Here is an 18887-nt window from a genome sequence, read left to right as displayed (position 1 = left end):
CTGCGTTGCTCGGCTTGCATACATTCTTCTGGGTCACGCTCAAACTCGCTACGCTCAGACAGTCGCGCGCCCTGATCCGATAAACCCTGCGCTACTCGGCGGGTCTAAACGGGAGGGAAAGTCAAAAGCTCTGGATCAAGTGGCGATTATGATTAATAAGTGAATGTGGCTTGGTCTACAACTGTGCAATGTGGCCGAGATATTCGTGGTTTCAATTTCCATTCCTGCTACTTAACCCCAGGCTTTTGAAGTTGTTCCCGTTGAGTGCGCCGAGTAGCGCAGTGCTTATCGGGAATAGGCTCGCAACTGTCTGAGCATAGCGGGAAGCCCCGCCTCCTCCAATGAAGCAGTTTCAGCAAAAAAAATCCCAACCATCAAGGTTGGGATTTAAGGCTGGAGATTGCTTCTTGAAAGCCTGCTCTGGCACTCAACACCACCAGAACCTGCCTGAAAGACGCCATATGATGAATCAGATTTCATTATAGACAATGCCTCGTCAAATCAATGGCATAAACCAGCATGACTTGTAACAGCCATAGAAACAATTTTTAACATTTTAAGTATTCAAGTTTTGTATAATTTTGTAAGGGAAAATAAAAACATTAAATTCAATACCATACTTCGAGGAGATTGCCATGAACCCACTAGCCACCCTGCTTAGCGCAGCCATTTTGCTGATGGTCAGCCTGAATGCCAGCGCCAACCCTGTCACCGAAGATGACAACAGCCATTCCCAAGCACATCAGCTTGAGACGCCCCAAACTGCTATTGAGCATCAGTCCACCACCGAGCTACTGCTGAAACCGCCCAGGCCAACACCAGCCAACGCTTGCGCAATGTCACCCACCCCAAACCGGCACGTGGTCCAGCGCTACGTCGGTCAGTAAGCGGCATCTCCAGCCGCTGGCTCAGCGCCGCATTAGTGCTTTTTAGCTCCACCATTACTGCGGAACTGAAGGTTTCTGGTAATGCGCTTTCTCCAGTTGCTGCAATGTGGTTTGCAGGTCAGCAATCAGCCTGCGCGTCATATCCAGGCTTAAGGACAGGCTGGGGCCAGGCGTCGCCTGCTCCGGGCCTTGCCCCATGCGCTCCAGGTAATAGGGGCGCAGGATGATGGTGTCATAGGCATCCAAGGCCTGGGTGGTGTAAGTGACCAAGGGGCATAGAGGCGGGGTCTGCTTGTTTTCCATAGGGTTTCCTTTATTGCGCGTTATTTCTGCATTGGCGGATGCGTGCATTGGCCACTGCGGTAGCACCGCCTGATTGCGCTACATGCGCATGCTTGAATAGCAGCAAATAAAAGCACGGCAGGGTGAGCCGCCGTGCTGTTCCGCATCAAAGCTGCTGGCAGTGCTGCTACCAGAAGAAGCTTTACGCAGTTGCGAAATCGCCACTTCCTGAGCCTGACGCGCCTTGTTCACCACCGCCCCCATGCCGAAGAATTCATGGGTTACGCCTTCATAGTGCTGATAGTGCACGGCCACGCCATCGTGTGCCAGGCGCTCGGCAAAGTCTTTGCCTTCTTCATATAGCGGGTCTATCTCTGCTGTGATCAGGGTAGTGGCTGGCAGGCCACTCAGGCTATCGGCCTTGTCTGGTAGGGCATAGGCGCTGAAGGCATCAATCGGCTCGCTATAGTGCTTGAAGAACCATTTCATCATGGCTGCATTCAGCGGTTTGGCGTTGGCGTTTTGCATATATGAGCTATTGAGTACGTTGTTGGTGACCACCGGGTACACCAGCAATTGGTGCAATGGCAGTGGCAAGCCGCTATCACGCGCCTTCAGTGACACCACAGCTGCGAGGTTACCCCCGGCGCTTTCGCCAGCCAGCGCAATCTTGTCGGGATTGCCCTTGATTTCCTGCGCATGGCTCAGCAGCCATGAATAAGCGGTGAAGGCTTCATTCACTTGCACAGGGTATTGGTATTCCGGTGCCTGGTGATATTCCAGCGATACCACGATGGCTTGCACCCCTTGGGCCAGGGCAAGGATGGAAGACTCATAGACTTTGGTATTGGCAATCACAAAGCCACCGCCATGGAAGTAGAGAATCACCGGGAATGGACTCGCCCTCGGGGGTGTACACAAACGCGGGGATATCACCTACCGGGCCGCCTGGGATGGCGATGCGCTTCACACTCGCCAATTTCGGCAGGGTGACTTTGGAGGGCGGCACTATACCTTGTTGCTGCAATAGCTTGGCAACAGCATCGGTGGGGGTAGGCTGTAATCTGGCTTCGGCCGGGGTCAGGGTTTCTATGGGCTTGCCACCTAGGCTTTGCAGAGTATCCAGCACCAGTTGCATATCTGCATCTGCTTTGGGAGGTTCGCCACCCAGGGCTTTGGTCAGGCTATCTACAGGTTTGGAGTTGGTGATGGCTGGAATCACACTGGCCAGTTTGTTCTTCAGCGAGTCTTTTCTGTGTTCTGTCGTCATGGGGACTTCTCCTATCAGAGTGGCAATGCTTCAAATTAGCCTGTCCCCAGCCGCCTATATATGAGGTGATGTACTAAAAGCATGTAGGCTGCCATAACATGCTGCGTCGGTGGATTGATACAGCCTAACGCCTTACCACCTCAGCCAGCGATGTCCCAGATAGGCCATGATGACCGTGGGTAGCAACATGCCCAGCACATACCAGATTGCAAGAAATGGCGCGGCCATTTCCGGGCAATGCAGTGCATAAACGCCAGCGCCAACCCCCCCGGCAAACCAGCCTGCCAGAGCACCAGTCAATACTGGCCGCGTCGGTGCCAGATGGCGCAAGACCACAAGACTGGCGATGGCCACGGGCACGGCCAGCAAGGTGATGTTCATGACGCAGACTTTCCAGGTGCTACCCCACAACAAGCCCATGCGCAGCGATGGCGCTGTGCCTGTCCAGACCCACAGCGCCCAGCCCCATAAGCACAAAATCGGCACACTCAAAAGCCAATAAGCGACACGTGGGCGCTGACCTGGATAAGCCAGGGCCAGCACTATGCTCAGCCCCAGCAGCGCATTGCTCAGCGGCACGCCCAGTTTGATCCAGAAAGCCAATTGCTGACTGGCTTGCGGCAAATCCGGCCTCAGGCCATAAATCAGGCATAGCAAGATCAAGGAAACCAGCACACCCGTCAGCAACACCAGCGTATTACGTTTGGCCACCGCATGCCTGGGCACGGGTTGCAAGCCAGTGGCCAGCATATTGATTAAGTCATGGCTGTTCATATTTGCTCCTTCCAGATTTTTGCCAGCGCCTTCATGCCTCTATGCACCCCGACTTTAACTGCGGACACTGACATCCCGGTCAAACCAGCCGTCTCGGCTACCGATCTGCCTCCAGCTTGGTGTGCACAATGGGCAGGCGCTGATGCTCTGGCAACTCTGCCAACATGCGCGTGAGATCCTTGTTTGAGGCATGGGCATCATCATCCATCACCCGCAAATACTCCGCTTCTTCGTCCAGCGGATCATGCAGGGCTTCATGCCTGGCGCGCCTACGCAGGTAATCAATCAACTTGTAGCGTGCAATGGCATACAGCCACGGCGATAACAGGGCATCCCGCCTGTAGGTGTGACGCTGGGCATGGATGGCGAGCAATGTTTCCTGCAACAAGTCTTCAACTTCATCGGGCGTGGTGGATAAGCGCCGACGCAGATAAGCCCGCAGCAAGCCACTGACCTGGCGCAAAAACAACTGGTAGGAAGCGGCATTCCCATCCAGTGATTCCAACATCAAGTGATGTAGTTCAATTTCCATCATTGTTGTTTAGTTCGTTTGCGGTACGGCAAAGGTTACAGGCAGATATGCAGCAAGAAACAAATATTTTTCACGCATGCTGTAACCTCTTGCGCTGCCTCAGCGTATTTACAATGGCATCAGGCAAACAATCTTCTCTGCCCTGCATTTCAACACTTAGATTTAAACCCTTGAAGGAGTGATCATCATGAACATCAAGCATATCGCGGCATTAGCCACTGCCCTCATCGCCAGCTCAGCCCTGGCAGCTCACCCGCCGAGAAAAAGTGTAGCGCTGGCACTTGCAGCAAAAAAGAAGCAGCGGCAGAGAAAAAGGACAGCGCCTGTTCCAAGAAGGACGATGCCGCTAAAGCCTCTGCAGCAGAACACAAGGATGCCGCCTGCTCCAAGAAAGATGCTGCTGGCGAGAAAAAAGAAGCCTCCTGCTCCAAGAAATAAGGACAGCGCCATGGCTGGTTTGGGTTATCGCGCAGAAATGGCCGCGTGGGACATGTCGGCAGTGGACGCCGATTTTTTTGAAGTTGCGCCTGAGAACTGGATCAGGCGTGACAGAAGCCCGCTTTATGCGCTGCGGGATGCTGGCCGCGAGATCAAACTGCATGGCGTATCACTGAGCCTGGGTGGGCAAGCCCCCATCCAGCCCGCTTTTCTCTACGCCTTGCGTGAGCTGATCACCGACCTGGGCACACAACACTACTCCGACCATCTGGCCGCCAGTGGCGATGCGCATCAGCTTTACGATCTGTTTCCAATACCCTTCACCAGTAGTGAAGTCACACGCATCAGCGACCGCATCAAGCAGGTGCAGGACATATTGGGCATGCCTATGGCGGTGGAAAACACCACCTATTACACCAATATAGGCGAGATGTCCGAGGTTGAATTTCTGATGCAAGTGGTGGAGCAAGCCGACTGTCAGATACTGCTTGATATCAACAATATTGCCGTCAATCACAAGAACCATCACGCAAGCGATCTGCCGCAATTCCTGGCACAGGTGGATATGCAACGCGTGAGCTATATGCACGTCGCCGGGCATGAGTTTGATGAACGTTTTGGTTTATATATAGACACCCATAGCCAGCCTGTGGAACCGAGCACACGCCATGTGGCGCTTGATCTGCACCAAAAGCACGCCATCCCTATTCTGCTGGAGTGGGATCACGATCTACCTGGCCTTCACGATATCAACCAAGAATTAGCATGCTTGAAGACTTCTATCTCTACGTAAGAGGCGCTAGCGATGTCATCCCTGCGGGCTATCAAGAGCCAGGCATGCGCGCTTACCGCCATCTGGTGTTACTCGGTGCCACGCAAATGATAGAGGCGCAATTTCCTCAATTGCGTGAGCAGCTGGGGGAAAGCGCCTGGAAGACGCTGATAGAGACATTTGTGCGGCAATCGGCGTGGACCTCGCATTTTTATGGAGATCTTAAAGATGAATTCCTTGCATTCCTTGAGCGCGAAAGTCAGCGCTAAAATACAGGACCTCGGCCTGCTCACGCTCAGAATCATCGTGGCACAGGAATTTCTGTTGGCAGGTTATACCAAGCTAAGCGGAGGCCTCACCGCGCCAGAGTGGTTCAGCGGCTTGCAGTTTCCGTTTCCATTGCAGTATTTGGGCGCCAATCTCAATTGGGTGGCTGCGGGCATAGGTGAAATCGTGCTCGGCCTGGCCTTGCTGCTCGGCTTGTTTGGCCGCTTGGCGGCCTTGGGTTTGCTGTATATCACCTTTGTTGCCGTTTACACCGTGCATTTTGACCTGGGCTGGGCGGGCTGGAATCAGATAGAAACCGATGCTGGCCTGGGCTTTAAAGTGCCGCTGCTGCTTGGCTTTATGTTGTTTACCATCGTCACGCAGGGCAGCGGAAAATACAGCCTGGACTCATCCCTGGCGCGTAACAAATCTCAAGCACAGCAGGCATAAGCCACCACAGCAGATTTTCTTGGCTTCCATATTTATTTGGCTTTATGCGCTGCCTCCTGCATTTTGCGCACGGTCTGCTGACATTGATGGATATTCATCTTGTCGTTGGCACCCGGGTCGAGGAAGGGCAGGATGGCCGCCAGTGGGTTGATGACGCCCAGGCCTATGGCCCCCAGCACTCTGGCAGCGATAGGGGTCTTCTTGATGCCTATCTCTGGATGCTTGAAAGTGCCATTCAGCAGAATGGGTGATCTGGCGGTCAGCGGTGAGAAGTTCTTGGGATAGGCTGAAAGCTTGAGATTCATCTGCTCCTGACTGAGCTTGATATCGCCATGCAGCAATACCGTGGTGACATCAGTATCCACCAGCGAAAGTTGTGAGTAAGCCATGCCATTTTTGGCCTGGAAGTTGACCACGGCACATTGCATGGGCAGGTTGGCATCCCCCTTGATCAAGAGGCCTATGGCTTGCGCAGCGTCTATGCCCATCGCCTCCAGCGCCAGGTGGGATATCTTGCCATCCACCACGTGCAGCGCCACCTTGCCATTGAGGCTGCCTAATAGCTGGGCGGTGGATTCCCCCTGACCCTTAAGGTCAAAGCGGCCATTGAGCTTGCCGGAGACATAGTGACTATCCTGCACCTTGCCTTTTGCCACGGCCTGCTCACGTTGTGCTGACACCGCCAGCAAACGCGCCAGGTCTATATCTTCTAGCTGCAGATCTATCTGCCAATCTGCCGGAACTGAGGCTTGCGCAGGTTTGTCTGCGGTATTGGGCGGGCTAGGCTGTAAATTGGTGGCCGCCTTGCCTCTGTTCTGTTCCTCGTGAGCATCGATGGCAATCGTGCCGGACAAGCTGCCAGTAGCGGTCTTGGCGCTGATCTTGGCTAGGGATAACTTGCTCTTGTTAAGGTTGAGATCGGCCTTGAACGGCGCAATGGGCTCGCGGAATGCCTTACCCAGATCAACGTAATCAATATTGATACTGATGTTGGCGTTCATACGGTTATAGCTGGTGAAGTTAAGCGGTTTGTCGGGGAAGACCTTGTCGCTATCGGGCTGACTGGCATCATTACCAAAGGCCGGGGCCAGATCGGCCAGAATAAAGCGCTTGCCCCTGAGCTCGCCATTGAGGCTGGCTTTTTCCGGGCGCGGATCATAGTGGAAGGTGCCAGATAACTGGCTTTTGCCTACAGCGGCGGAATCTATCCCCACATGCCAGCCCGTAGTGTCCTTGCTCAGATTACCCTGGAGGGCAAAGTCGGAAGTGGTAGGCAGTGTCACATTGAACAAGTCCCCCAATTCACCCAGAGAAGGCCCCTTGATTTGCAATTTGCCCTTGATCTTCTGCTCACCCAGCGCATCATGCACAGCGCCATCAAAACGCAGCTCAACCTTGCCATATTGCAGCCAACCCTGAGATGAAATAGGGGCAGCATCCATAGACTGATCTGCATGCTGGGCGGCAATAGGCAGAAAACCCTGCGTGATCAATTCACCATGCATGGGCTGGTTTCTGAACATGCCATCGAGCTTGACGCGCGATACAGCCTGCGATTGTTGCGCGCCTTCGTCAGTGCTGAACACCAGCTTGAGTTTGGCCTGACTCAGCACATCCTGAATATTGGCCGTGCCTTGCTTGACTACTAACGATTGAATTACGGGAAAAGGCTTGGGAGTGTCACTGGGCTTTTTACTGAACTGCCAGGTGGAATCGCCATTTTCATGCCGCACCAGATGCGCAGTCAGATGGTCAACATTAATGGCTTTGATCATATAAGGCTCTTCAGGCGGAATACCGAAGAGATCGCTATATCTGAGTTTGAGAGCCACGCCCTGGGCCGACACCAGATGAGGCTCACTAAAACCTGCAGGGGATGATATCCACAAACCACGCGCTTCAGCGCGTATACCACCCAGCAGCCTGAGCTTGAACGGCGCATCTATCCTTACCGAGCGTTGCAACTGCTTTTCCATCAACTGGCTCAAAGGCTGGCGCAGAAAAGGCCAGCCCATCCATTCAAACAGCAGCAGCAATAGCATCAGGCCTGCGAATATCAACAACATAACATGCAGCAGGCGAGCAGCACCTTTGCGGGCGGGCGCAGTACTGTGGTTAGAAGCTAGGTCGTCTGCAGGCATAAAGGCAGTCAGAATGTGGGGATGATGAAGGCCCACTATCGCCAATGTCGCGCTCTGGCACTATCAGGTCTGGCCTAAATCCTTGTAGGTGCTTTGCTCAAACCTATGTAGGTGAAACCTAGGCCGCACATCATCATCCTTGCCGATAATCCGACTCAAGCTTTTTTGCCAGGCCTTGCAAGCCACGTACTTCAAAATGATGTTGATCCAGCCCTTGGCCCTGCTTATCAGTCAAGCTCAGCACATGTTTGCCCGGCAAGGGCAGCGGCACCAGCACCTGCTGCGTGCCGCATGTGGCTACAGGCTTGCCATCCAGGCGCATACAACTATGCTCATGGCCGCTGGATTGCAGCAGCACCGATTGCCTGGCCTGCGGAATATCCGGATCGGGAGCAATAATCGCTGAATCAGGCGGGGCGATAAGCCTGGCTGCGCTGCTACCCACCACCTCAATCACCACACTGGCAGCGGCGGGTTGATCAGGCTGATGCATCACCCATTCTTGCCTGCTGGCCTCTATGGCCGGGTGATAACGCAGTTGCTGGCGCGTGACGCCGGGTGGCGCTACAGGCGCGTGGCTAGACTGGTTACGGTGCAGATATTCGATAACATCACGCCAGATGGGCGCTGCCCCGGTGATGCCTGAGACATCCCACATAGGCGCACCGGAAAAATTGCCCACCCACACCCCTACCGTATAACGCTGGCTGTAGCCTATGGCCCAATTGTCGCGCATGGCCTTGCTGGTGCCAGTCTTCACCGCCGCCCAGCCTTGCGTGCTCAGCGGGCTGGATAGCCCAAAGGTGGTAATGCGTGCGGTGCTGTCGGCCAGAATGTCGCTGATGATAAAGCTGGCCCCCGCGCTGAGTACCTGCTTGCCGGGCACTGGCTCTGCAGCTGTGGCGGCATCCGCTGTAACTTGAAAGCGTACGGGACGCCACTCACCATTGTTGGCCAGCATGCGGTAGGCATTGCTCAGTTGCAGCAGCGTGGTTTCGCCGCTGCCCAGCGCCAGGCCAAAGCCATAATGCTCAGCACTTTGCTGCAGGCTCTCCAGCCCCGCATCCCTGAGTAATTGCAGAAAACGCTCTACACCTACCAGGGTCAAGGTGCGCACGGCAGGCACGTTGAGCGATGAGCCCAGTGCATGCCGCACGCTGACCGCGCCGAGGAAATGCCTGTCGTAATTCTGCGGAATATAAAGGCCAGAAGGCGTGGTTAGCGCCAGCGGGCTGTCATCCAGCACCGAACTGGCATTGAGCCAGCCCTGATCAAAAGCCGCGGCATAGAGAAAAGGCTTGAGTGTAGAGCCAGGCTGGCGCAGGGCCATGACCCCATCCACCTCGCGCGCGCCGGAAAGATCGCCGCTGGAACCGACATAAGCCAGCACCTCGCCGCTGGCGTTATCCAGCACCAGCACCGTCCCATCTTCAACATTCTGCTTGGAGAGTGCTGCCAGATGGGTACGCAGGGTTTGCAGCGCAAAACGTTGCAAGCTGGCATCCAGACTGACTTGCAGACGTTGCCCAGGCTGCTGTAACAAACGCCGCGCCAGATGCGGCGCATCTTCCACGCCAGGCATGGCATAGGCGCGGTCTGGCAGTATGGAGGCCCGCATTTCTACGGCTTCGCAAGCTGTGCTGTTGACTCCAAGACTGACTGAGTGAGTGGGCTGGGCTGAGATTTGTTTAGTATTTGCCTGCGCTTGCATCGCTTGCAAGGTATTACAGGCCCGGCGTGCTATCTGACTGCGGCTGGCACCGGGTGCTCTGACCAGCGCTGCCAAAATAGCCCCATCCAACTCACCCAGACCATCTGGCCCCTTGGCCAACAGGCCGCGCGCGGCAGCGTCTATGCCGACCAGCTCACCTCTGAAGCCCACCCGATTGAGATAGGCTTCAAGAATCTGCGCCTTGCTCCAGTACCATTCCAGCGCCAGGGCCAGACGTGCCTGTTCTAGCTTGAGTAGCCAGGGATGTTGCGGCTGACGCGCTTGCGGTTGGTCATGTTGCCGCTGGGCTTGAGCGTCCTGCTGCAACAACTTGGCGAGTTGCATGCTGATGGTGCTGGCACCACGTGCGCGGCTGCGCTGCAGATTGTCCACCAGCGCCGATAAAGTGGCGAGCGGGTCCAGCCCGGGGTGCTGGTAAAAGCGCTTGTCTTCCGCCATGAGGATGGCGCGCTGCATGGCGGCTGACACCTGGTTTAGCGGCACCCAGTTGAGCAGGCGGCGCTGATGGTCCAGGCGCAAGCGTGATATGACTTCACCATGCCTGTCGAGTAGCTCAGCCTCTGAACCTTTGGTGCTGGCGCGGACTTGCTCAAAGCCGGGCACACTGCAAGTAAGCACTGACAACAGCAGCAAAATGGAAGCCAGCCACCATAAGCCCATCACCACCAGCGTGACGCGTGGCAGTGTCCACTTCCAGGCTGGCTTCCACGCCCGCATCACTGCGGTTGTCCTACCTTTCTCACTGGTTTTGCCATGCGCACTTGTCTTGCCATTCTCACTTGCCCTGCCATTATTACTTGTCCTGCCGTCATCACTTGGCGCTGACTTCCATGCTGGCAACAGGCAGCTCGGCAAAGTTTTCTGGTGCATACATGGCTTCTACCCGGCTGGCGGGCATGGCAAAGCGCCCGGCATTATTGAGCCGCACCGTATATTCAATGCTGACCTTACCCTTGGGCAGATAGGCGTAGTAGGCGCGGAAGCCATCAAAGGCTCGCTCCTCAAAGGCTGGTCGCTCCCAGCCGCCGCGTTTTTCCCCCGCCGTCAGTTGGGCAGAATCATCGCCCAGGCCTGTGCCCAGTACGCTGGCCCCTGCCGGAATCGGGTCGTTGATTACCACCCAGGTCATGTCAGTCTGGGCCTCAAGCTCAAGTTTGACGCGGTAGATATCACCGCGCTGCCAGCGGCCTCGGGTTTTCTGCTCCACAACCGTTACCGTGCGCTTGAGCTTGTAGCCAGCAAACAGGGGTTTATCCCAGGGCAGCGCGGCGCGCGCGGTAACAAAGGCCCAGGGTTTGCCGCTGCCTTGGTGCTGTAGCGCCAGCGATTCTGGGCTGGCTGGCCAGACCAGGCTGGTCATGGGGCCAGCCCCGGCACCGTGTACACGCGGGGCTGGGGGTTGCGAGCTTCCATGTTCGGCATTGCTTGCGCTCTCACCCTGCTCTGCATTTGTCGCCTGTTGCCAGCTCAGCGTGCGCTGTTGCTGACCCAGTGTGACCTGGCTGCTGCCCTGCACGGCTTCACGCTCATAACGTTGCTGGAAGTGGCGCATAGCCAGCACACCCCAGGCATTGGCGACTGTAGTGCTCCAGCGGCCCTTTTCCTGTAGCCCCTGCGCGCCACGGGCCAGACGTCCGGCATCTGCAGCGGTCTGGCTCTGGGTTTCGGTCAGCAGGTTCAGTGCGCGCACGGCATTCAGTTCTGGCGTTACCATCAGCCACCAAAGATTGTCCTGCTTTTCACTGGAGAAGTTGAGGCTGGTGCCAGAGTAGGTCATGCGCGCGCGCAGAATATCCAGCGCCTGCTGCAATTTGGCTTCACGTTCAGGCACATCCTGCATGCGGTGCAGCAAGCTTGCCCAATCAATCACCCCAGAGCTGGGCCATAGATTAGGGTTAATCTCCAGCGCTTGCAGCATGCTGGCATTGGCACGTTTGTAGCGGGCCAGGGCGGCAATCGCGGCCAGCTTGCGTAGCACCAGGTCTGAAGTACGCAAATAACCATAGCGCTGCACGCGGCCCGCCACAAAATCTTCCAGGCCTTTGAGCATGCGCTCACGTGCCAATTGCGGAATCTCGTAGCCAGCCTCATCGGCAATGCTCAACAAATAAGCCGTCAGGGTGTCATCGCCCTGCAGCCAGTCTATGGGGAAGTAGCGCGCCAGGCCATCTCTGTCCAGATGCGCGGGCAGGCTGTTCATGGCTTTTTCCCAACGGGCTTGGTCTTCCAGTGCCACCGCCACCGAGGCGCGCTGTTCCATGCAGCTATAGGGGTAGCGCTGCATATATTCACGTACGCCAGCCAGATCGCCCACCAGCGAGCGCGATAGCTGGACATCCAGGCCACCACGTCCGGCGATGGCCCCCTTGGGGATGCTTACTGGCATGCGCCAGGCCTGCTCGGGCAGCAATTGCTCCATGGTGCGCTGGTAAACCTGCACCGGGGTGGCCGCACCCACTTGCTGGCTGAACTTGAGTGCATCCGCTGCTGGCGCTTGAGATACGCTAGCGTCAGAGTTTGACCCTGATTGCACCTCCCGCGCACTGATATGCCAATCCAGTTGAGTGATATCCAGCGGCACTTTGATCGGGAAAGCCACTTCCAGCGCCTGGCCCGCAGCTACAGTGACGCGCTGGCTTTGTTGCAGTGCAGGCTGTTGTGAGCCTGCCTGGGCTAACCCTGGCTGTTGCTGGCCAGTCGCACTGGCACTCACATCCAGCGTCAAACTACGCTCCCCGCCATTGCGCACGGTGGTCAGTGCCGTGAATTGATCGCCCTCACGCACAAAAGGCGGCAATCCGGCAAACAGCATCACGTCCTGGCTGCTGCGTATATTGGTGATGGCGTTACCAAAGCGCATGTCCCCGGCATGGGCAATGGCTACAATGCGGAACGAGGTCAGCGCATCATTGAGCGGCACCTGCACGCGCGCCTGCCCTTGCGCATCCAGCTTGAGCACTGGCTGCCATAGCAGCAGGGTATCGAACAACTCTCTGGCATTGGCACCCTGACCGCCACCACCGCCTGCGGCGACGGCTTTTTTGCCGAAGTGACGTTTGCCTATCACCTGCGATTGCGCGGTGGAGGTGTATACCTCTATCGGCCTGCGCAGCATCATGGCCTCCAGCAAGTCCCACGACTCTGGTTTGGCCAGTTGCAACAAGCCTTCATCCACCGCAGCCAGCGCCACCTCGGCATTGGCGGCAGGCTTGCCATTCGGGTAGTTCACCGTCACCTTGATATTGGCGTGATCGCGCACATGGTAGGTTTCACGGTCGGCCTCGACCTTGACCTTGAGGCTATAGGCTTGCCAGCCCACCTTGATCTGCGCCAGCCCAAGCTTGAAGGCAGGCTTGGTAAGGTCTACCAGCGCCGTGGGCCGGGTATCAATCTCGGTCGGCATGCGCTTGACCAGGCCTAAGAACATGCCCACGCGGTACACCATGCGCTTCATCCAGGCAAAAGCGCCCGGCATTTCAGGGTCAACCCGGCCACGCACCACCATTACCGAAACATAGGCATTGGGGCCGTAGTGCTCAGCAATTGGCACATCCACATACGGCGATTTGGCGCTGATGGGCTGCACAAAGGCATCCAGCACGCCTTCGCGCTCTATGGTCACCAGTGCGGTGGCCTCACGGAAAGGCATGCGCACTTCAAATCTGGCTTTTTCACCCGGCTCGTATTCACGTTTATTGGGCAGGATATCGATGCGGTCGCTTTGCGTGGCATCAAACCAGTGGCCTTCTTCCGCCACATAAAACTCCTGGCTGGCAATGGCCTGATTGCCTTGCTGGTCTTTGGCCTTGGCTACCAGTATCAGCTCGCCGCTGTCCGGTGCCGGATCATTGCAGCTCAAGAGACCATGCGCATCGGTGCTGCCGCTACAGATTTCCCCCAGGCGCTCGACCTTGGCGGTTTGCTCATAAGCATAAAAGCCACCCAGCATGCGCTTGCGGTAAGCGTGGGTCTTGCGGCTATAGGCTTCCACCGCCACCTTGCGGCCAGAGACAGGCTTGCCCGCCGTGTCTAGCGCCAGCACCTTGAAACTGAGCTTATCCTTGCTGGCGTAATAGCCTTCGCGCTTGATGCCCAGCGCCAGAGCCGAGGGCAGCACCAGAGCGCGGGTAGCCGCGGTGAGTATCTTGCCGTTGGGGTCTGAATACTCCATTTCAATTTCCAGCGCACGTGGCGCTTGGCCCTGCGGCAGCTTGTCAAAGCTGACGCGTGCCCCGCCGTGCTCATCCAGCGTCATGCTGACGCTGCGCGGCGCATAATCCTTGACCTGCGCAGTGCCTGAGCCCTCTTCCACCTCGGCTTCATAGTCATAAGGCTGTACCGCCTCTATGCCCAGCTTGGGCACGCTGCCACCGAAAGTGAAATCGTCATAGGCGGCAAATTGCTGCGGATAATCCACCATGCGGCTACGGAATTTCACTGGCGCACCTGCCGCAGCACCGCCTGCCAGATAATTCAGTTGCGCATCTATGCTCAACTGCCTGGCATTGACCACAGGCTGCGCTGGCGGCTTGAGTTGCGCCTGCATCAAAGGCACACGGTACTGCTCAACGCGGAAGCTGCCTGAATCCAGCCATTCGCCCTGGGTCTTCAGCGTCAGGCGGTAAGTGCCCAGCTTGGCCTCCTTGGGGATGACCCAAGTGGATGTACCCGCGCTGGCCGACCATTTGATTGGGACTTCATATTCCTCGCCACTGCCATCATGAGAAATCAGCACCACACTAGGATGCTCCTTGGGCAGCTTCAGCCCCTGGCTCGCGTGCAAACGCAGAAAGTGCTTCATGGACACCGTTTCGCCCGCGCGGAACAAAGGCCTATCCAGTACGGTATGTGCCAGCAAGGGTCTGGCGCTGGCGCCACCGCCCAGATTGAACTGCCAGGGGCTGATGCCGTCGTCCCAGGCCGAGCGCATAAAGGACATATCCTCGCCCTTGCGCGCTGTGACCAGCCAGCCTTCGCAGCCCTGGTATTCCCGCGCGGATACAGCCAATTCTTCATTGATATGCGCCATGCCCTGGGCATCGGTTTCGCCTTGCCATAGGGGGCGGCCATCGCAGGTGGACACGCGGATAGCGGCTTTGGCCACTGGCTTGGCATTGTCCAGCTGCGTCACCCACACCAGGGAAGATTCACGCCCGGCCTTGAGATGCACCGCCATATTGGTGACCAGGGCACTGGAAGCCACGTAATAAGGCTTGTTTTCTGCATGCAGCGCGGCCCCCAGCCTGTTACTGGCAAACTCCACCACATAGAAACCGGGTTTTTCCAGAGGAATGCCCAGCACCTCAAACGGCTTGTAGGCAGCTTGTTCAGGCGTCTGTTTGATCACGCTCAGGGGTAGCTTGATGGCTTGCGCATTGAATTCGGCCGCATGCTGCTTGCCCAGCAACAAGGGCAATTCACCTTCACGTGGATGACGCTCATGCTTCTTCTGAAATGCGCGATATTCCGCATCGTTATAGTTGTAGCGTTGACTCATGCGCAGCACCCACTCTGCCAGCACGCGGTCGTCATCACTATCCAGCCTGCCCAATAAACCCTGGCCAGCACTGGCCTTGCTGTTATTAGCAGCAGCTGATTTATTGCCGCTGGCCTTGTTTTCTGGCTGTTTTTGCGCAATCTGTAACTGCACACCCTGCACCTCGGCTTCCACATTGCGCACCGTCACTGGCAGCATGGGCTGGGCATTCAACTCCAGAATGCCGAAGCGGGAGGGGAATTTGATCAGCGGCGGGTCTTCATCAATCCTGACCTTGAGCGGGAAAGCCTGGGCGTTTTCCAGATGGCGGCCCGCATCGTCATGGAAATTGACTGGCAGGCTGATTTTGACTTCCTGATTGGGCTGGAACGGGCCGGGGAATTCCACGCTGTTAATGCTATCTTCACCCTCGTCCGCATTCAGCCTGGGTTCCATGCTGCCCTCAAGCCCATGCAGCCTGATGGCCTCTGCCAACGCCCGTGAGACCGGGGCGCTGAATGCCAGCACCAGTGGCCGTACCGGAATACAGCCCGCTTTTTCATTGGTTTTGCTACAGTGCGTGCGCGCACTAAAGGCCGGACGCACCTGGTAGGTCAGTTGCTGCTCATTGTTGGCCGCCAGGCCACTGACTGAGCGTATACCCTTGCCCCACACTAGAGTGACATCGCTACCCGTTGGCAGCTTGCGGCTACAGCGGGCCGCAATCAGCGGCAGCTCTTCTACCGCCTGCTTGTTATGGGCTGGTTTATCCCAGGCGCGGAACAAGGCTTTGATCTCATCGGCATTTTCGCGCAGCACCTGGCTGCGTTGCGTGCCATCCAGTATCTGCAGCGGTATGCGCTCACCCAACATGGGGATGCTGCAATAGGCGTGCTGCTGCACGCTGGCAATATCGGCGTGGGTATCCAGACCCAGCAAAAATATCTGCGCTTCATCAATATTGCTACTGCCCTGCCTGGGCAGCGTGCGCAACACCTGCGGCCCACCCGTATTGAAGCGATATTCGCCAGCCTGCAGGCTTTGCTGTGCGGGATTTTTTATGCCTGGCTTGGTCTTGAAACTACAGCTGAGGCCTGCGGGCAGATCTTCATCAAAATCATAGATCCAGTTTCTATCATCGGCCCAGCGGCCATGGCCTGTTGCCGGGCATTGAATCGTGAATGGATCAGGCAAACGCGGATCACCAAACGCCACCATGGGCGCGCTGAAGCGCGCGACCACCTGGCGCACGCCCTTGATTTCACCTTGGGGCGTGAAAGAGTCCACCTTGACCAAGGCAGCCACTCCTGCTGCCACTTCTTCAGCCACTACCTTGGACACTAACTCCGTCTTTAGCCCGCCCACAGAGAGCAGTAACAAGAGGCTAGCCGTCAGCAGTCGCAGTTTCATGGTGATCTCCCGGTGTTTTTTTATTGGTTGAGACTGAGGTTTAGCACTTTGGCAGCACTTTGCCCGCATTTGGCCCAGTCAGCGGACATGATAGTCTGGCCTACGCTGCGCCTACAAGCCAGAGCGAGATTTGTTCAGCTTGCGCAGCCATGTTGCTCAGCGCCTACAGTAGGCCAACACTGATACGGTGTAATTGTCAGATTCTGCATCTGTATTGCTCTGAGGTAAGCCAGGATAATCAGCGTACTTGTCCAAGAAAGTGTCCTGCATGCCCATCCTAGAACTCCAGCCCCTTAACAAGCGCGATTACCAAGTGAGGCTTGGCCATACTGAGGCTGATACCGATTTAGCCAGCAACAGCCAGTCCACGGTGTTGCGCATGAGCGTAGAGCAGATGTTCAGCGTGAATTTTTATCTTGAAAGCGAGCGCATCGCCTGCCTGCGCTTTGAGTCGCTATCTTCACTCAACAATCTGGAATTGAACCCCATCTACAAACTGCGCGAGGAATCGCTGGATCATCCGCTGGTGGCGGCAGATGCCGCGCCATTGCGGCTGGCGGCTATAGAGCATTATTTGGCTTATACCAATGGCAAGCTGGTGGGTCATGACAAGCTAATCAGCCCAGCGCAGGCGGCTGATCAAAGCCTTTAGCCCCTGCCCAGGCGGCAAATTTGTCCGCCGCCTGACCAGGGTGAGCTTTAGCCTTCGATTTTTTCGTGGGCGTTTTGTACGCCGCGCTTCCAGTAACTGGCTACGCGCAGATAGCGTTTATCCAGCGCATGCTGCTGTAGCAGAATCTCGCGCACCGCCTGCATGCTGCTATATTCCCCAGCCGCCCAGACAAAGCCACGCCCTGCAGGAGGCTGCCACTGCCGCAGTGCTGCCAGCAAGTCCTGATCGCTTCCAGCCTCACGGTATAGCCACTGCACTTGTACTGTTACAGCGCTTACTGTTGCAGCGCTAACTGTTGCAGCGCTTGTTTCTGGTAAGGCAATGCGTGCGGCGGCGTTTTCTACCTCCAGCAGCACTGTGACCTGCGAATCTGCTGGCAACTCCTCCAGCCTGCGGCCTATGGCAGGCAGTGCGGTTTCGTCGCCTATCAGCAACCACCAATCGAATGACTGGTTTAATACCCTAGAGCCTCTAGGGCCGCCTATGCCCAGATACTGGCCTGGTTTGACTTGCGCTGCCCAACGCGCGGCCGGGCCAGAGTGTGTGGCCCCCAGCTCGGGGTGAAAGGCAAACTCCAGATCCAGCTCGCCTGCGATGGGGTCAAATCGCCGTGGCGTGAAATCCCGCGCTTCCGGCTTGGCCACGCCCGCAGCAAATACCGGGCCTTCTGCGCCCATGCTGGGCAACACTGGCTTGTCCTCCCCAGGCTGCGGGAAGAACACTTTGACATGGTCATCAAAAGCGCTAGAGGCAAAATCGTGTAAATCCTCCCCGGCCAAAGTCACCCTGACCATGCTGGCAGACAGCGGTTGTATGGCCTTGACCTGCACCAATCTAAATTTCAATGCATGGCGTACCCGGGTAAACAGGCTGTCTGTACTCTTATCCTCAATCTGATTTTCACCAGTCCTGCCTGCTGACTCACTCACCATGCTCCCCTCCTTGGCTAGCATTAGCTTGCTCTATCTCGTCCGCAGCGCGCTGCAATATTTCCGCCACGCGTAGTTGTTCCGCCGCATCTGGCATTTGCCGTGCATACAGCGCACGCTTGATGGCATAACGCGCCTTGATCAGTTCAGGCAGCCAGCCATCCAGCTCGCTGTTTTCATCCACCGCCTCTCCGGCAAAGGCGCGACGCACTGAATCCATTTTGTGCGCCATATGCTTGAGCTTGCCGAGGATGAGGTCTACCCGCTCGCGCTGGCTTTGCAGGTATTCACGCCCGGCAGCGGCCAGGGCATAACGCTTGCGGCTGCCTTCGGTTTCCACGGTGGCGTAATCAATTTCTTCCAGATAAGTCAGCGCCGGATACACCATGCCCGGGCTGGGGCTGTAAAAGCCATTGGAATGTTCGCTCAAGGCTTTGATCAGCTCATAGCCATGGCGCGGCTGCTGTTCAATCAGCGCCAGCAGCAAAAGCTGCAAATCCTCTGAAGAAAACTTGCGGCCACGCGGCATATCGTCGCCAAAGCCGCGCCCGCCCCGACCTGAACCTGCGCCATGGACATGGCCGCCTCTACGCCCATGTCCTGCAGCATGCAGCGGGTGCTGGCAGTGCCTACCATGCTTGAAAACATGCTGAAAAAACTGTGCTTGCATCACATGCTCCTTAAATCAAAACATATCTTACGATATATATCTTAAGATACAAATGCAAGCGGTTTTATCAAGCTAGGCGTGCTTTGCTCTGCTGAATAAAGCGGCAAGTATGCAAAAGAAAAACCCCGAGCAGAACACTGGACGGGGTGATGCAACGCATTGCTGACAACAGATATAGCGCTAG

Annotated in this window: 16 protein-coding genes; 5 read left to right on the top strand and 11 right to left on the bottom strand. The window is 56.5% G+C overall.

Annotation, left to right across the window (positions count from 1 at the left end; genetic code table 11):
• Window positions 1-635 precede the first annotated feature (635 nt).
• Window positions 636-887, top strand: a complete 252-nt coding sequence (locus JCM2850_RS11765) for a hypothetical protein (protein WP_025872039.1) — start codon at window positions 636-638, stop codon at window positions 885-887.
• Between the two features lie 54 nt (window positions 888-941).
• On the opposite strand, the gene JCM2850_RS11760 is transcribed toward JCM2850_RS11765, so the two are convergent.
• The 6 genes from JCM2850_RS11760 to JCM2850_RS18925 all read right to left on the bottom strand — a co-directional run bounded on the left by JCM2850_RS11760 (window position 942) and on the right by JCM2850_RS18925 (window position 3748).
• Window positions 942-1190: a BssS family protein gene (locus JCM2850_RS11760; RefSeq protein ID WP_025872037.1), complete on the bottom strand. Its 249-nt coding sequence runs from the start codon at window positions 1188-1190 to the stop codon at window positions 942-944.
• Window positions 1191-1268: 78 nt separating this feature from the next.
• Entirely contained in the window at window positions 1269-2057 is a 789-nt protein-coding gene (locus JCM2850_RS18930) for an alpha/beta hydrolase (protein ID WP_234406236.1), read from the bottom strand.
• Window positions 2002-2439, bottom strand: coding sequence for a hypothetical protein (locus JCM2850_RS22900; RefSeq protein WP_234406235.1), 438 nt, complete (start codon window positions 2437-2439; stop codon window positions 2002-2004). Before JCM2850_RS22900 ends, JCM2850_RS18930 begins: the two co-directional genes overlap by 56 nt.
• A gap of 132 nt (window positions 2440-2571) precedes the next feature.
• Complete coding sequence (locus JCM2850_RS11750) at window positions 2572-3213, bottom strand: DUF1109 domain-containing protein (RefSeq protein WP_025872035.1); 642 nt, start codon at window positions 3211-3213, stop codon at window positions 2572-2574.
• Window positions 3210-3296, bottom strand: a complete 87-nt coding sequence (locus JCM2850_RS24030; protein WP_369384889.1) for a hypothetical protein — start codon at window positions 3294-3296, stop codon at window positions 3210-3212. The genes JCM2850_RS11750 and JCM2850_RS24030 overlap by 4 nt, the downstream gene beginning before the upstream one ends.
• Before the next feature lie 14 nt (window positions 3297-3310).
• On the bottom strand, window positions 3311-3748 hold the full coding sequence (locus JCM2850_RS18925; RefSeq protein ID WP_199898338.1) for a sigma-70 family RNA polymerase sigma factor: 438 nt from the start codon (window positions 3746-3748) through the stop codon (window positions 3311-3313).
• A 445-nt stretch (window positions 3749-4193) separates the two neighbouring features.
• On the opposite strand from JCM2850_RS18925, the gene JCM2850_RS18920 reads away from it, so the two are divergent.
• From JCM2850_RS18920 to JCM2850_RS11730, 3 genes are read left to right on the top strand one after another with little or no spacing between them, the layout of a single operon-like run.
• Window positions 4194-4976: a multinuclear nonheme iron-dependent oxidase gene (locus JCM2850_RS18920; RefSeq protein WP_036266060.1), complete on the top strand. Its 783-nt coding sequence runs from the start codon at window positions 4194-4196 to the stop codon at window positions 4974-4976.
• Window positions 4949-5224, top strand: coding sequence for an HvfC/BufC family peptide modification chaperone (locus JCM2850_RS18915; RefSeq protein WP_036266058.1), 276 nt, complete (start codon window positions 4949-4951; stop codon window positions 5222-5224). Before JCM2850_RS18920 ends, JCM2850_RS18915 begins: the two co-directional genes overlap by 28 nt.
• Window positions 5184-5672, top strand: a complete 489-nt coding sequence (locus tag JCM2850_RS11730) for a DoxX family protein (RefSeq protein WP_025872031.1) — start codon at window positions 5184-5186, stop codon at window positions 5670-5672. The genes JCM2850_RS18915 and JCM2850_RS11730 overlap by 41 nt, the downstream gene beginning before the upstream one ends.
• 32 nt (window positions 5673-5704) lie before the next feature.
• Here the strand turns inward: JCM2850_RS11730 and JCM2850_RS11725 are convergent, their stop codons facing one another.
• From JCM2850_RS11725 to JCM2850_RS11715, 3 genes are all read right to left on the bottom strand, one after another.
• On the bottom strand, window positions 5705-7738 hold the full coding sequence (locus JCM2850_RS11725) for an AsmA family protein (protein WP_036266101.1): 2034 nt from the start codon (window positions 7736-7738) through the stop codon (window positions 5705-5707).
• 208 nt (window positions 7739-7946) lie between these two features.
• Entirely contained in the window at window positions 7947-10262 is a 2316-nt protein-coding gene (pbpC, locus tag JCM2850_RS11720; RefSeq protein ID WP_025872028.1) for a penicillin-binding protein 1C, read from the bottom strand.
• 94 nt (window positions 10263-10356) lie between these two features.
• Window positions 10357-16431: an alpha-2-macroglobulin family protein gene (locus JCM2850_RS11715; RefSeq protein WP_025872027.1), complete on the bottom strand. Its 6075-nt coding sequence runs from the start codon at window positions 16429-16431 to the stop codon at window positions 10357-10359.
• 268 nt (window positions 16432-16699) lie between these two features.
• On the opposite strand from JCM2850_RS11715, the gene JCM2850_RS11705 reads away from it, so the two are divergent.
• Window positions 16700-17083, top strand: a complete 384-nt coding sequence (locus JCM2850_RS11705; protein ID WP_025872026.1) for a hypothetical protein — start codon at window positions 16700-16702, stop codon at window positions 17081-17083.
• A 47-nt stretch (window positions 17084-17130) separates the two neighbouring features.
• Here the strand turns inward: JCM2850_RS11705 and JCM2850_RS11700 are convergent, their stop codons facing one another.
• Both JCM2850_RS11700 and JCM2850_RS11695 read right to left on the bottom strand, forming a co-directional pair.
• Window positions 17131-18036 carry a siderophore-interacting protein gene (locus tag JCM2850_RS11700; RefSeq protein WP_081775049.1) on the bottom strand — a complete coding sequence of 302 codons (906 nt, stop codon included), beginning with the start codon at window positions 18034-18036 and terminating at the stop codon, window positions 17131-17133.
• On the bottom strand, window positions 18026-18703 hold the full coding sequence (locus tag JCM2850_RS11695; RefSeq protein WP_025872024.1) for a PadR family transcriptional regulator: 678 nt from the start codon (window positions 18701-18703) through the stop codon (window positions 18026-18028). The genes JCM2850_RS11700 and JCM2850_RS11695 overlap by 11 nt, the downstream gene beginning before the upstream one ends.
• Window positions 18704-18887 lie beyond the last annotated feature (184 nt).

The organism is Methylobacillus glycogenes JCM 2850 (genome assembly GCF_000617925.1).
GTDB classification, from domain to species: Bacteria; Pseudomonadota; Gammaproteobacteria; order Burkholderiales; family Methylophilaceae; genus Methylobacillus; species Methylobacillus glycogenes.
This window is presented reverse-complemented; position numbering and strand designations above follow the sequence as displayed.